We start from the raw sequence: 13,733 nt of genomic DNA on the forward strand, positions 1-13,733 counted from the left end.
CGCACACCCCTGCGGATGGAGTCCCGCGCGTTCACCACCCGCGCGCGTGCCACTCCGGCAGATGCGGCCGCTCCGCGCCCAGGGTCGTGTCGTTGCCGTGGCCCGGGTAGACCCAGGTCTCGTCGGGCAGCGTGCCGAAGATCTTCGTCTCCACGTCGTGGATGAGGCTGGCGAACGCCTCCGGATCCTTCCGGGTGTTGCCGACACCGCCCGGGAAGAGGCAGTCCCCGGTGAACGCGTGGGGATGGCCGTGCGGATCGTCGTAGACGAGGGCGATCGAGCCCGGCGTGTGCCCGACCAGATGGCGCGCGGTGAGCTCCACGCGCCCCACCCGGACGGTGTCGCCGTCGTCGACGAGGACGTCGGTCGGCACCGGAATGCCGGTGGCGTCCTTGCGGCCGGCGAAGGTGCGCGCGCCGGTGGCCGAGACGACCCGGGCGAGGGCCTGCCAGTGGTCGCCGTGCTGATGCGTGGTGACGACGGAGGCGATGCCGTCGTCGCCGATCATGCCGAGCAGGGTGTCCGCGTCGTTCGCCGCGTCGATCAGCAACTGCTCGTCGGTGGCCCGGCAGCGCAGCAGATAGGCGTTGTTGTCCATCGGGCCGACCGCGATCTTGGTGATCATCAGGTCCTTGAGCTCGTGCACGTCCGCCGGGCCGCCGACCGTCACCTGTCCGCTGTACGTCATGGCGGTCAGCCTATCGCCGGGGAGCGCGCGCGTGTCCCCGGCCACAGGCCGCGCGGTCACAACGGGGGAAGCGCCGGGAGCGAGCCGTCCCGCACGGCGAGCCCGGAACCGTCGCGGCGCCCGGCGAGCCAGCCGAGCAGCTCGGGCCCCGGACCCGTCACGGTGACCTCCGGCTCCGTCGCCTCGCGGCCCGTCCGCCACGCGCGCGTGCCGTCCGTCAGACGCGTGGCGGGCACATCGGGGTGCCCCGAGAAGCGCCGCGCCAGGAAGTCGATCTCCCGCTCGGTGAACTCCGCCGGCAGATCCTCCAGCTCGTACCCGATGCCGAGGTCGACGTGGTGCAGCTCCACCTCGACCCAGCGCCGGAACGGCACCCTGGACGCCGAGTCGGTGACACCGTTGCGCAGCTCCACCGTGCGCGACCAGTCCGCGGGCACGGCCGCCGTCCTGCGGAAGCGCGCGTCGCTCTCGCGCACGTCCGTGAGCTGGACGTCCAGCGGGCGCGGGGCGTCACGCTCGATGTCGGCGTCCCGGGCCTGCCCGGAGACGTACATGGGACGGCCGTCGAGGACGTTCACCAGAGCGTCCGCGTTACGGGCGAGGTGGGCGAGGACATGGCCGCGGCTCCACCCCGGGAGCCGTGACGGCTCGGCCACGGCCGCGTTGTCCAGTGCGGCGGCTGCGGTGAGCAGCCGGTCGGTCGCGTCACGTACGGAGGCCAGGTCATGACCGTGATCAATCATGGTCATGACCCTAGCTCCGCCACACCTTTGGGTGAAGGTGGTGAAGCAGTGCCGTAAATCGAATGCGCGTGCTATATGGTCGGCGGTGGCGCCGGGCATGCTGGAGAGCCGCGGATTGTTATGCATCGCGGAATCCGACCGGCGTTGTCAGTGGCTCCCCCTAGTCTGAAGAAGCACGGGGCCCTGCCCCTGTCACTTCTCTCAAGAAAGGTGCGGACCGGCTGTGGCCGACCGTCTCATCGTCCGTGGCGCGCGTGAGCACAACCTGAAGAACGTGTCGCTCGACCTGCCTCGTGACTCGCTCATCGTCTTCACGGGCCTGTCCGGGTCGGGCAAGTCCTCCCTGGCCTTCGACACGATCTTCGCCGAGGGCCAGCGGCGCTACGTGGAGTCGCTCTCCTCGTACGCCCGCCAGTTCCTCGGCCAGATGGACAAGCCCGACGTCGACTTCATCGAGGGTCTGTCGCCGGCCGTCTCCATCGACCAGAAGTCGACCTCGCGCAACCCGCGCTCGACGGTCGGCACCATCACCGAGGTCTACGACTACCTCCGCCTGCTCTTCGCGCGCATCGGCAAGCCGCACTGCCCCGAGTGCGGCCGCCCGATCTCGCGCCAGTCGCCGCAGGCCATCGTCGACCGGGTCCTGGAGCTGCCGGAGGGGAGCCGCTTCCAGGTGCTGTCGCCCCTGGTGCGCGAGCGCAAGGGCGAGTTCGTCGACCTCTTCTCCGATCTGCAGACCAAGGGCTACTCCCGCGCGCGGGTGGACGGCGAGACGATCCAGCTCTCCAGCCCGCCCACGCTGAAGAAGCAGGAGAAGCACACCATCGAGGTGGTCGTCGACCGCCTGACGGTGAAGGACTCCGCCAAGCGCCGCCTCACCGACTCCGTGGAGACCGCGCTCGGCCTGTCCGGCGGCATGGTCGTGCTCGACTTCGTCGACCTCCCCGAGGACGACCCCGAGCGCGAGCGCATGTACTCGGAGCACCTCTACTGCCCGTACGACGACCTGTCCTTCGAGGAGCTGGAGCCGCGCTCCTTCTCCTTCAACTCCCCCTTCGGCGCCTGCCCGGACTGCACCGGCATCGGCACGCGCATGGAGGTCGACCCGGAGCTGATCGTCCCGGACGAGGACAAGTCACTCGACGAGGGCGCCATCCACCCCTGGTCGCACGGGCACACCAAGGACTACTTCGGCCGCCTCGTCGGTGCCCTCGCGGACGCGCTGGGATTCCGGACGGACATCCCCTTCGCGGGCCTGCCGCAGCGGGCGAAGAAGGCGCTCCTGCACGGCCACAAGACGCAGATCGAGGTCCGCTACCGCAACCGGTACGGGCGCGAGCGCGTGTACACGACGCCCTTCGAGGGCGCCGTCCCGTTCGTGAAGCGCCGGCACAGCGAGGCCGAGAGCGACGCCAGCCGCGAGCGCTTCGAGGGCTACATGCGCGAGGTGCCCTGTCCCACCTGTGAGGGCACGCGCCTGAAGCCGATCGTCCTCGCGGTCACGATCATGGGAAGGTCGATCGCCGAGGTCTCCGCGATGTCCATCAGCGACTGCGCGGACTTCCTGGGCGAGCTGAAGCTGAGCGCGCGTGACAAGAAGATCGCCGAGCGCGTGCTGAAGGAGGTCAACGAACGGCTGCGGTTCCTGGTCGACGTCGGCCTGGACTACCTCTCGCTCAACCGCGCCGCGGGCACCCTCTCCGGCGGCGAGGCGCAGCGCATCCGCCTGGCCACCCAGATCGGCTCCGGCCTCGTCGGCGTGCTCTACGTCCTCGACGAGCCGTCGATCGGCCTGCACCAGCGCGACAACCACCGGCTGATCGAGACCCTGGTCCGGCTGCGCGACATGGGCAACACGCTCATCGTCGTCGAGCACGACGAGGACACCATCAAGGTCGCCGACTGGATCGTCGACATCGGCCCCGGTGCCGGTGAGCACGGCGGCAAGGTCGTGCACAGCGGTTCCCTGAAGGAGCTGCTCGCCAACACCGAGTCGCAGACGGGCCAGTACCTGGCCGGCAGAAAGGCCATCCCGCTGCCCGGCATCCGGCGCCCGCACGACCCGTCCCGGCTGCTCACGGTGCACGGCGCCCGCGAGAACAACCTCCAGGACATCGACGTCTCGTTCCCGCTGGGCGTGTTCACCGCGGTCACGGGCGTGTCCGGTTCGGGCAAGTCGACGCTGGTCAACGACATCCTCTACACCCACCTGGCACGCGAGCTCAACGGCGCCCGCAGCGTCCCCGGGCGGCACACACGCGTGGACGGCGACGACCTCGTCGACAAGGTCGTGCACGTCGACCAGTCGCCGATCGGCCGCACCCCGCGTTCCAACCCGGCGACGTACACCGGCGTGTTCGACCACATCCGCAAGCTGTTCGCGGAGACGACGGAGGCGAAGGTCCGCGGCTACCTGCCCGGCCGCTTCTCCTTCAACGTCAAGGGCGGCCGCTGCGAGAACTGCGCGGGCGACGGCACGATCAAGATCGAGATGAACTTCCTCCCGGACGTCTACGTCCCGTGCGAGGTCTGCCACGGCGCCCGGTACAACCGGGAGACCCTGGAGGTCCACTACAAGGGCAAGTCCATCTCCGAGGTCCTGAACATGCCGATCGAGGAGGCCATGGACTTCTTCGAGGCCGTCCCGGCGATCAACCGCCACCTCAAGACGCTGAACGACGTCGGTCTCGGCTACGTCAGGCTCGGCCAGGCCGCGACCACCCTGTCCGGCGGCGAGGCCCAGCGCGTGAAGCTCGCCAGCGAGCTGCAGAAGCGCTCCACCGGCCGCACGGTCTACGTCCTGGACGAGCCGACCACCGGTCTGCACTTCGAGGACATCAGCAAGCTGCTGAAGGTGCTGTCCGGCCTGGTCGACAAGGGCAACACCGTCATCGTCATCGAGCACAACCTCGACGTGATCAAGACCGCCGACTGGGTCGTCGACATGGGCCCCGAGGGCGGCGCGGGCGGCGGACTCGTCGTCGCCGAGGGCACACCGGAGGAGGTCGCGGGGGTCCCGGCGAGCCACACGGGCAAGTTCCTGCGGGAGATCCTCGGCGCCGACCGCATCAGCGACGGGACCTCGGTGAAGGCCCCGCGCAAGCCGGCGGCCAGGAAGACCGTCGCGGCCAAGTCGGCGCCGAAGAAGACGGCGACGGCCAGGACCGCCGGTACCACGGCCGCCGGGAAGGCGGCCGGGACCACGAAGAAGGCGGCTCCCGCGAAGAAGACGACGCGGGCACGCAAGGCCTGACCACCGCCGGAGACGGGCGGCGCCCCGCGGGACAACTCCCCGTGGGGCGCCGCCAGTCAAGGCACCGGGGCCAGTGACGCGGGCGAAGTCCCTGCAACCGCGCCCCTGAACCACGTCCCTGCAACCGCCCCCTAAACCGCGCCCACTTCGTCGGCGTACGGCGGCTCCGCGCCCGCGCGCGAGCAGGTGATCGCGGCCGCCCGGGCCGCGAACCCCAGCAGCCGGGTCCAGCCGTCGGCGCCGAGCGCGGCGAGACCGTCCGCGGACAGCGCGTCCCGTTCGGACAAACCGTGCAGCAGGGCCGCGTTCACGGTGTCACCGGCACCGATGGTGTCGACGACGTCGACCTTCTCGCCCGGCACGGAGTACTCGGCACCGTCCCGGGTGACCACGGAGAGCCCGTCGCCGCCGTGCGTGATCACGACCGCCGCGGGCCCGGCGGCCAGCCACTCGCGCGGGGAACCACCCAGCCAGAGGGCGTCCTCCTCGGAGAGCTTGAGCAGCGTCACCGAGGGCAGCCAGCTCGTGAACCGGGCCCGGTAGGCGTCGGCGTCGGGGATCAGGCCCGCCCGGATGTTGGGGTCGAGGGCGGTGAGCACGCCCTGGGCTGCGGCCTTGCGCATCAGCGTCTCGTAGGCGGTCGCACCGGGCTCCAGGACGAGCGAGCAGGTCCCGAAGGACACGGCGCGCGCCTCCGCCGGGAGCGCGGCCGCGGCGGAGAACAGCCGGTCGGCGGTGCCCTCGACGTAGAAGGAGTAGGAGGCCGAGCCGTTCGCGTCGATGGTGGCCACCGCGAGCGTGGTCGGTTCCGCACCGCGCTGTACGCCCGAGACGTCGACGCCCGCCGCGCGCAGCCCGTCGAGCAGCGCCTCGCCGAAGGCGTCGTGCGAGGTGCGGGAGCAGAAGGCGGTGGGGGAGCCGAGGCGGCCGAGCGCGACGGCCGTGTTGTACGGGCCGCCGCCACGCGCCGGCGTCAGACCCGCGAGGGCACCCGTGCCCTGCGGTACCAGGTCGATCAGGGCCTCACCGGCGACGACGATCACGGGGCGGTTCCTTTCTCGGGCTGCGGGAGCGGTTCGGGGCACCCGCACGAGCTGCGATGGACGAAGGTGCAGGGCAGCCGCAGGGTGCGGACGGGGCGGCCGGGCGAGGCGAGCCGCTCCAGCAGGACCCGCACCGCCAGGGCGCCGATCTCCTTGCTGGGCTGGGCGACGGCGGTGAGCCGGGGCGAGAACAGATCCGCCCAGGCGAAGTCGTCGAAGCAGCACAGGGCCAGGTCGCGCGGCACGGACAGCCCGCGGTTCCGCAGGGCACGCAGGGCCCCGATGGTCATCGTGTTGTTGGCGGTGACCAGCGCGGTGGGCGGGGCGGTCAGGGAGAGGAGCTCCGCGGTGGCGCGTTCGGCGCCGGTGGACTCGGAGTCGCCGTGCGCCACCAGGCGCTCCTGGTAGGGGAGCCCGGAGCCGGCCAGGCCCTGGCGGTAGCCGGCGATGCGCTCGCCGGTGGTGCTGAGGCCGGGCAGCCCGGCGACCAGCCCGATCCGGTGATGGCCCAGCTCGGCGAGGTGCGCGACGAGGCGGGCGGTCGGTTCGGCACTCTCGGCACAGACCTGGTCGTAGCGCGCCGCACCGCCGACGAGCGCGCCGCCCTCGGCCGGAGTACGGCCGTGCGGTGCGCTGCCGGCGCGTGTGTCTTCGGCTGGGGTACGGCCGTGTGGCCGGGTGCCGGCGTGTGTGTCTTCGGCGGGTGTGCCGCTGTGGGGTGTGGTACCGGCGTGTGCGTCTTCGCCGGGTGTGCTGCCGTGCGGTGTGGTGCCGGCGCCTGTGCCCTCGGCCGGAGTGCGGCCGTGCGGTGCGCTGCCGGCGTGTGCGTCTTCGGCGGGTGTGCCGCCCTCTGGTGCGCCCTCGGCGTGCGTGTCTTCGCTCGTTGCGCCGTTCGTCCGCGCCCCCTCGGCCGGGATGTCGACCAGCCGGTCGAGGAAGACGGCGGGGACCTCGTGCCGGCCGAGATAGGCGACGAGTTCCCGGGGGTCCGCGGACGGCGCGACGATCATGCCGTCGACCCGGCGCTCGTGCAGCAGCTGGACGACCTTGCGCTCGTGCACCGGGTCGTCGTGCGGATCGGCGATGAGCAGGCTGTACCCCTGTGCCAGGGCGGCGGCCTCGACGCCCTGCAGGATCTCCGTGAAGTACGGGTTGCTGATCGCCGAGACCGCGAGCCCGATGGACCGGGTGCGCGAGGTCACCAGGGAGCGGGCAAGGGTGTTCGGGGTGTAGCCCAGCAGGTCGATCGCGTCGAGGACCGCCTGGCGGGTGTGGGGGAGGACCGGGCGGGTGTCGTTGAGAACGTGCGAGACGGTCGCCACGGAGACCCCGGCGCTGCGAGCGACGTCGGCCATGGTGGCCATCGGTATCCCCTTCCCGGGCCGCGCCGCTCACCGTGGGCGCGGGCCTCCGGGCCGGACCGTATCCCATTCCGCGCCCGACGTAAACGCTTGCGCAAACGTTTACGTCCGGCGCGGGGCGCCCCGGACCGCCAGGGGCGGAGGCTCACTCCCAGTCCCAGCCGATCCCCACGATCCCCGTCCGCACCCGGGGCTCGACGAGGTGGACCGAGTGATGGGGGTCGCTCAGGCGCAGTTCCTGGCGGCCGCTGCGCGGGGCCGCCGGGGAGTGCTGGGCGAAACGGTGGCAGCGGGAGGGCAGGGCTCTCGCGTCGAAGCGCACCTGGAGCGCGTACTGCCCGCCGGCTGGCCCGAAGCCGCGGACGTACTCGCGGGACACCCCGGCGGTCCCGTCCTCGATGCCGTAGCGGAACAGGAAGGTGTCGCCGGCCCGCAGCCGGGTGTCGAAGAGGAGTTCGGCCACGAGCACGCCCGTGTCCTGGTGCACGCGTACGCGTCCCGTGCGGCAGTTCTCCAGCGCCTGCACGCCCATGCGCTCCGGCGCGCATCCCGGGTCGCCGTGGTGGACGGCCAGGAAGCGGTCGACGCCGTCCTTGTGGGCGCGCACGATGTGGTGCGACTCGCGCGCCGCCAGCTCACGCCGCGGGCCGATCCGCACCAGTTCGTGGTGGCCCAGGGTGTGCAGCCCGCCGTCGGGCGGCGAGCCCAGCTCGGCCAGCATCCGCTGCAGGACGCCCGACGCCTCCACCAGGGAGCGGTAGGAGCGGCCCGCGGGCCGGCGCACGGACGTACCCTCGTCGGGCTCGGCGAGGAGCCGTATCAGGGACTCCTCCGGCAGCTGGAGTATCTCCTCCAGCGCGCGCACGGCCCGCAGGGACTCGGGGCGCTGCGGGCGCCGGGCCCCCTGCTGCCAGTAACTCAGGCTGGTGACACCGACCTTGACCCCGTGGCGCGACAGATGGTGCTGCACCCGCTGCAGCGGCAGTCCGCGGGCGGCGATCGCGGCACGCAGCGCCACGTGGAAGGGGCCGCCCCGCAGGGCCGAGTCCAGTTCCGCGGTGGCGACGGCGGCGACGTCCGCGTGCTGTGTGGCGTGCGGCATGCAGGGGCCTTTCTGTGAATGCTCACTACGGCTGGTCGGGCCGGGTTTCGCGCTCGTACTCGGGACCACCCCGTCGGCGCCGGGGCGTCTTCACATCCGTACGCCGTCCTTCACGGCCCCGAGTTCCCCCGCATTGAAGCGTGTTGACCTAGTCCCGACAACACCTGAAACCCAACAGCGACGTGCTCCTGGCCGAGACACGATCGGCGGCCCGGCGCGGATGCGGCGTGCGGGCCCGGCCGGAGCCGCGCCGGACATCGTCCACAGGGCCCCGGACGTCGTCGTCCACAGGCCCCGGACGTCGTCCACAGGCCCGCCGACTGTCGGCCCCCGCCAGTAGGGTGTGTGACATGGCCGATCCCTCCAGCTACCGCCCCCGGCCGGGTGAGATCCCGGACACCCCAGGGGTGTACAGGTTCCGTGACGAGCACCGCAGGGTGATCTACGTCGGAAAGGCAAAAAGCCTGCGCCAGCGCCTGGCGAACTACTTCCAGGATCTGACGAACCTCCATCCCCGCACCCGCACCATGGTCACCACGGCCGCGTCCGTGGAGTGGACCGTGGTGTCCACGGAGGTCGAGGCCCTTCAGCTGGAGTACTCCTGGATCAAGGAGTTCGACCCCCGGTTCAACGTCAAGTACCGCGACGACAAGAGCTACCCGTACCTCGCGGTGACGATGAACGAGGAGTTCCCGCGCGTGCAGGTGATGCGCGGCCACAAGCGCAAGGGCGTGCGCTACTTCGGGCCGTACGGCCACGCGTGGGCCATCCGCGACACCGTGGACCTCCTCCTGCGCGTCTTCCCGGTGCGCACCTGCTCGGCCGGCGTCTTCAAGAACGCCACCCGCACCGGCCGCCCCTGCCTGCTCGGCTACATCGGCAAGTGCTCCGCGCCCTGCGTCGCCCGCGTCTCGGAGGAGGAGCACCGCGAACTGGCCGACGAGTTCTGCGACTTCATGGCCGGCCGCACGGGCACCTACATCCGCCGCCTGGAGAAGCGGATGGCCGAGGCGGCCGAGGAGATGGAGTACGAGCGGGCGGCCCGGCTGCGCGACGACATCGAGGCCCTGAAGAAGGCCATGGAGAAGAGCGCGGTGGTGCTCGCCGACGCGACCGACGCCGACCTGATCGCGGTCGCGGAGGACGAGCTGGAGGCGGCCGTCCAGATCTTCCACGTCCGCGGCGGCCGCGTGCGCGGCCAGCGCGGCTGGGTCACCGACAAGGTCGAGGACGTCACCACCGGCGCCCTTGTCGAGCACGCCCTGCAGCAGCTCTACGGCGAGGAGAAGGGGGACTCCGTCCCCAAGGAGGTCCTCGTCCCCGCCCTGCCCGAGCCGGCCGGGCCGGTCCAGGAGTGGCTCACCGAGCGCCGCGGAGCGGGCGTCTCGCTGCGCGTCCCGCAGCGCGGCGACAAGAAGGCCCTGATGGAGACGGTGGAGCGCAACGCCCAGCAGGCGCTCGTGCTGCACAAGACCAAGCGCGCCTCGGACCTGACCACGCGCTCGCGCGCCCTGGAGGAGATCGCCGAGGCCCTCGACCTGGACAGCGCCCCCCTCAGGATCGAGTGCTACGACATCTCGCACCTCCAGGGCGACGACGTCGTGGCCTCCATGGTCGTCTTCGAGGACGGCCTGCAGCGCAAGAGCGAGTACCGCCGCTTCCAGATCAAGGGCTTCGAGGGCCAGGACGACGTCCGCTCGATGCACGAGGTGATCAACCGCCGCTTCCGCCGCTACCTCGCGGAGAAGGAGCGGACGGGGGAGTGGGCCGACGGCGAGGACGCGCTCACCGAGGAGGACGGCCGCCCCAAGAAGTTCGCCTATCCGCCGCAGCTCGTCGTGGTCGACGGCGGCCGGCCGCAGGTCGCGGCGGCGAAGAAGGCCCTCGACGAGCTCGGCATCGACGACGTCGCCGTGTGCGGCCTCGCCAAGCGCCTGGAGGAGGTCTGGCTGCCGGACGAGGAGGACCCGGTGGTCCTGCCCCGCACCAGCGAGGGCCTCTACCTGCTCCAGCGGGTCCGGGACGAGGCGCACCGCTTCGCGATCACCTACCAGCGCACCAAGCGGGCCAAGCGCTTCCGTTCGAGCCCCCTGGACGACGTGCCCGGCCTCGGGGACACCCGTAAGCAGGCACTTCTCAAGCACTTCGGTTCGTTGAGGAAACTGCGATCCGCCACCATCGACCAGATCTGCGAGGTGCCCGGCATCGGCCGCAAGACGGCCGGGACGATCGCCGTGGCCCTGGCCCAGGCGGCACCGGCCGCACCCGCCGTGAACACGGCGACTGGAGAGATCATGGAGGAGGAACCCGGCACCATGGGTTCCGGCGGGGAGCGCGTCACGACGGGCGCCCCGGACGAACGACGGGGGCAGGAGACATGAATGTGAACAAGCACGACGAGCAACAGGACCAAGGCGGAGACGGAGTACAGGTGAGCACGGGCGCGACCAGCGAGCCGGCCGGGATGCCGGACTCGGCCATCCCCGAACTGGTGATCATCTCGGGCATGTCCGGAGCGGGCCGGTCGACGGCCGCCAAGTGCCTGGAGGACCTCGGCTGGTTCGTCGTGGACAACCTGCCGCCCGCCCTGATCCCCACCATGGTCGAGCTCGGCGCCCGCTCGCAGGGCAACGTGGCGCGGATCGCGGTCGTGGTCGACGTCCGCGGCCGCCGCTTCTTCGACAACCTCCGCGAGTCCCTCGCCGACCTCGACCAGCGGGGCGTCACCCGGCGGATCGTCTTCCTGGAGTCCTCGGACGACGCCCTGGTGCGCCGCTTCGAGTCGGTGCGCCGCCCGCACCCGCTCCAGGGCGACGGCCGCATCGTCGACGGCATCGCGGCCGAGCGCGAGCTGCTGCGCGAGCTGCGCGGCGACGCCGACCTGGTGATCGACACCTCCAGCCTGAACGTGCACGAGCTGCGCGCCAAGATGGACGCCCAGTTCGCCGGCGAGGAGGAGCCGGAGCTGCGGGCGACGGTCATGTCCTTCGGCTTCAAGTACGGCCTGCCGGTCGACGCCGACCTGGTCGCGGACATGCGCTTCCTGCCCAACCCGCACTGGGTCCCGGAGCTGCGCCCCTTCACCGGTCTCAACGAGGAGGTGTCCGCGTACGTCTTCAACCAGCCCGGCGCCAAGGAGTTCCTCGACCGCTACGCCGAGCTGCTCCGGCTGATCGCGGCGGGCTACCGCCGCGAGGGCAAGCGGTACGTGACCATCGCGATCGGCTGTACGGGCGGCAAGCACCGCTCGGTGGCCATGTCGGAGAAGCTCGCCGCGCGCCTCGCGGCCGAGGGCGTCGAGACGGTGGTCGTGCACCGGGACATGGGACGCGAATGACAGAACGTTCTCTGCGGCCGAGCCGGCTCGGCCGGCTGCGCCGCACGGTGCCCGCGTCGCGCACCGGCCGGCCGGTCGAGGCCCGGGGCGCCCGGCCGCGCCGCCGGGGCACCCAGCCCAAGGTCGTCGCCCTCGGCGGGGGCATGGGCCTGTCCGCCTCGCTCGCCGCCCTGCGCCGGATCACCGGCGACCTCACCGCCGTCGTCACCGTGGCCGACGACGGCGGCTCCAGCGGGCGCCTGCGCGACGAGCTGGGCGTGCTGCCGCCCGGTGACCTGCGCAAGGCGCTGGCGGCGCTGTGCGGCGACGACGACTGGGGCCAGACCTGGGCCCGGGTGATCCAGCACCGCTTCCAGTCCAAGGGCGACCTGCACGAGCACGCGGTCGGCAACCTCCTGATCGTCGCCCTCTGGGAGCAGCTCGGCGACCACGTCCAGGCGCTCGACCTGGTCGGCAAGCTCCTGGGCGCGCACGGACGCGTGCTGCCCATGTCCGCCGTGCCGCTGGAGCTCCAGGCCCTGGTCAAGGGGCATGATCCGGACCGGCCCGAGGACGTCGACCTGGTGCGCGGCCAGGCGACCGTGGCGCTGACACCCGGCGAGGTGCAGTCCGTGCACCTCGTGCCGCACGGTCCGCCCGCCGTCCCGGAGGCCGTCGAGGCGGTCCTGGACGCCGACTGGGTGGTCCTCGGCCCGGGCTCCTGGTTCTCCTCCGTCATCCCCCATCTGCTCGTGCCGGACCTCCTGGACGCGCTGACCGAGACGAAGGCGCGCCGGGTGCTCCCGCTGAACCTCGCCCCGCAGCCCGGAGAAACCGAAGGCTTCTCACCGCAGCGTCATTTGGAGGTTTTGGGACGACACGCCCCTAAACTCGCCCTGGACGTGGTGCTGGCCGACGAGGCCGCCGTTCCCGACCGCGAGGTGCTCACCGAGGCCGCCAAGCGGCTCGGGGCCGCGGTCGAGCTGGCGCCGGTGGCCCGGAGGGACGGAACTCCGCGGCACGATCCGGAGCTGCTGGCTGCCGCGTACGACCGTATTTTTCGGATGCATGGAAGGATCGGCCCATGGCGATGACGGCAGCGGTGAAGGACGAGATCTCCCGGCTCCCCGTCACCCGGACCTGCTGCAGAAAGGCGGAGGTCTCCGCCATCCTGCGGTTCGCCGGCGGCCTCCACCTGGTCAGCGGGCGCATCGTGATCGAGGCGGAGCTGGACACCGCGATGGCGGCGCGGCGCCTGAAGCGGGACATCCTGGAGATCTTCGGCCACAGCTCGGAGCTGATCGTGATGGCGCCGGGCGGACTGCGCCGCGGTTCGCGCTACGTCGTCCGGGTCGTCGCCGGCGGCGACCAGCTCGCCCGGCAGACCGGCCTGGTGGACGGCCGGGGCCGCCCGATCCGCGGTCTGCCCCCGCAGGTGGTCTCGGGGGCCACCTGCGACGCGGAGGCCGCCTGGCGCGGTGCCTTCCTGGCCCACGGCTCGCTCACCGAGCCCGGCCGCTCCTCCTCCCTGGAGGTGACCTGCCCGGGCCCCGAGGCCGCTCTGGCGCTGGTCGGCGCCGCCCGCAGGCTGTCGATCGCCGCGAAGGCGCGCGAGGTGCGCGGCGTGGACCGCGTGGTCGTCCGCGACGGCGACGCGATCGGCGCCCTGCTCACCCGCCTCGGCGCGCACGAGTCGGTGCTGGCCTGGGAGGAGCGCCGGATGCGCCGCGAGGTGCGGGCCACGGCGAACCGCCTCGCCAACTTCGACGACGCCAACCTCCGCCGCTCCGCGCGTGCGGCCGTCGCCGCGGGCGCCCGGGTCCAGCGCGCCCTGGAGATCCTCGGTGACGAGGTCCCCGAGCACCTGGCGGCCGCCGGCCGGCTGCGCATGGACCACAAGCAGGCCTCGCTGGAGGAGCTGGGCGCGCTCGCCGACCCGCCGCTGACCAAGGACGCGGTCGCCGGCCGTATCCGCCGGCTGCTGGCGATGGCCGACAAGCGCGCCTCCGACCTCGGCATCCCGGGCACGGAGTCCAGCATCACCGAGGAGATGGCCGACAACCTCGTCGGCTGATCCCGGCCGACGTCCGGTCAACACGCGGGTGCCGCCGCCCACTTGGGTGGCGGCACCCGCTTTTCCCTGTCCTTGAGGCGCTCTTGACTCGATCATGAACTGTCATGAGCCTGGCAACAGTTCGCTGCTGTGGTGATCAACTGCTAGGGGGGT

At 71.9% G+C, this 13,733-nt stretch carries 10 protein-coding genes; 5 read left to right on the forward strand and 5 right to left on the reverse strand.

The window, feature by feature from the left end; genetic code table 11:
- Nucleotides 1-31 precede the first annotated feature (31 nt).
- Nucleotides 32-688 (reverse strand): MBL fold metallo-hydrolase, encoded by a 657-nt coding sequence (locus ACIRPX_RS26390; RefSeq protein ID WP_404199287.1) that lies wholly within the window; start codon nt 686-688, stop codon nt 32-34.
- Nucleotides 689-744: 56 nt separating this feature from the next.
- The gene (locus ACIRPX_RS26395) at nt 745-1,431 is read right to left on the reverse strand and encodes a maleylpyruvate isomerase family mycothiol-dependent enzyme (protein WP_404199398.1); all 687 of its coding nucleotides are present in this window, start codon (nt 1,429-1,431) and stop codon (nt 745-747) included.
- Nucleotides 1,432-1,654: 223 nt separating this feature from the next.
- Here ACIRPX_RS26395 and uvrA point away from each other — a divergent pair, with 223 nt between their 5' ends.
- Nucleotides 1,655-4,684 carry an excinuclease ABC subunit UvrA gene (gene uvrA, locus ACIRPX_RS26400; RefSeq protein ID WP_404199290.1) on the forward strand — a complete coding sequence of 1,010 codons (3,030 nt, stop codon included), beginning with the start codon at nt 1,655-1,657 and terminating at the stop codon, nt 4,682-4,684.
- Between the two features lie 131 nt (nt 4,685-4,815).
- Here the strand turns inward: uvrA and ACIRPX_RS26405 are convergent, their stop codons facing one another.
- The 3 genes from ACIRPX_RS26405 to ACIRPX_RS26415 form a co-directional block, all read right to left on the reverse strand.
- Nucleotides 4,816-5,727 (reverse strand): carbohydrate kinase, encoded by a 912-nt coding sequence (locus ACIRPX_RS26405; RefSeq protein ID WP_404199293.1) that lies wholly within the window; start codon nt 5,725-5,727, stop codon nt 4,816-4,818.
- Nucleotides 5,724-7,091 (reverse strand): substrate-binding domain-containing protein, encoded by a 1,368-nt coding sequence (locus tag ACIRPX_RS26410; protein ID WP_404199296.1) that lies wholly within the window; start codon nt 7,089-7,091, stop codon nt 5,724-5,726. The genes ACIRPX_RS26405 and ACIRPX_RS26410 overlap by 4 nt, the downstream gene beginning before the upstream one ends.
- Before the next feature lie 142 nt (nt 7,092-7,233).
- On the reverse strand, nt 7,234-8,190 hold the full coding sequence (locus ACIRPX_RS26415) for a hypothetical protein (RefSeq protein ID WP_404199299.1): 957 nt from the start codon (nt 8,188-8,190) through the stop codon (nt 7,234-7,236).
- A 350-nt stretch (nt 8,191-8,540) separates the two neighbouring features.
- On the opposite strand from ACIRPX_RS26415, the gene uvrC reads away from it, so the two are divergent.
- From uvrC to whiA, 4 genes are read left to right on the forward strand one after another with little or no spacing between them, the layout of a single operon-like run.
- The gene (uvrC, locus tag ACIRPX_RS26420) at nt 8,541-10,571 is read left to right on the forward strand and encodes an excinuclease ABC subunit UvrC (RefSeq protein ID WP_404199301.1); all 2,031 of its coding nucleotides are present in this window, start codon (nt 8,541-8,543) and stop codon (nt 10,569-10,571) included.
- Complete coding sequence (rapZ, locus tag ACIRPX_RS26425) at nt 10,568-11,527, forward strand: RNase adapter RapZ (RefSeq protein WP_404199303.1); 960 nt, start codon at nt 10,568-10,570, stop codon at nt 11,525-11,527. The genes uvrC and rapZ overlap by 4 nt, the downstream gene beginning before the upstream one ends.
- The gene (gene yvcK, locus ACIRPX_RS26430; RefSeq protein ID WP_404199306.1) at nt 11,524-12,600 is read left to right on the forward strand and encodes a uridine diphosphate-N-acetylglucosamine-binding protein YvcK; all 1,077 of its coding nucleotides are present in this window, start codon (nt 11,524-11,526) and stop codon (nt 12,598-12,600) included. The genes rapZ and yvcK overlap by 4 nt, the downstream gene beginning before the upstream one ends.
- On the forward strand, nt 12,591-13,580 hold the full coding sequence (gene whiA / locus ACIRPX_RS26435) for a DNA-binding protein WhiA (protein WP_404199309.1): 990 nt from the start codon (nt 12,591-12,593) through the stop codon (nt 13,578-13,580). The genes yvcK and whiA overlap by 10 nt, the downstream gene beginning before the upstream one ends.
- Nucleotides 13,581-13,733 lie beyond the last annotated feature (153 nt).

Source organism: Streptomyces sp. NPDC101225, from assembly GCF_044767585.1.
GTDB lineage: Bacteria > Actinomycetota > Actinomycetes > Streptomycetales > Streptomycetaceae > Streptomyces.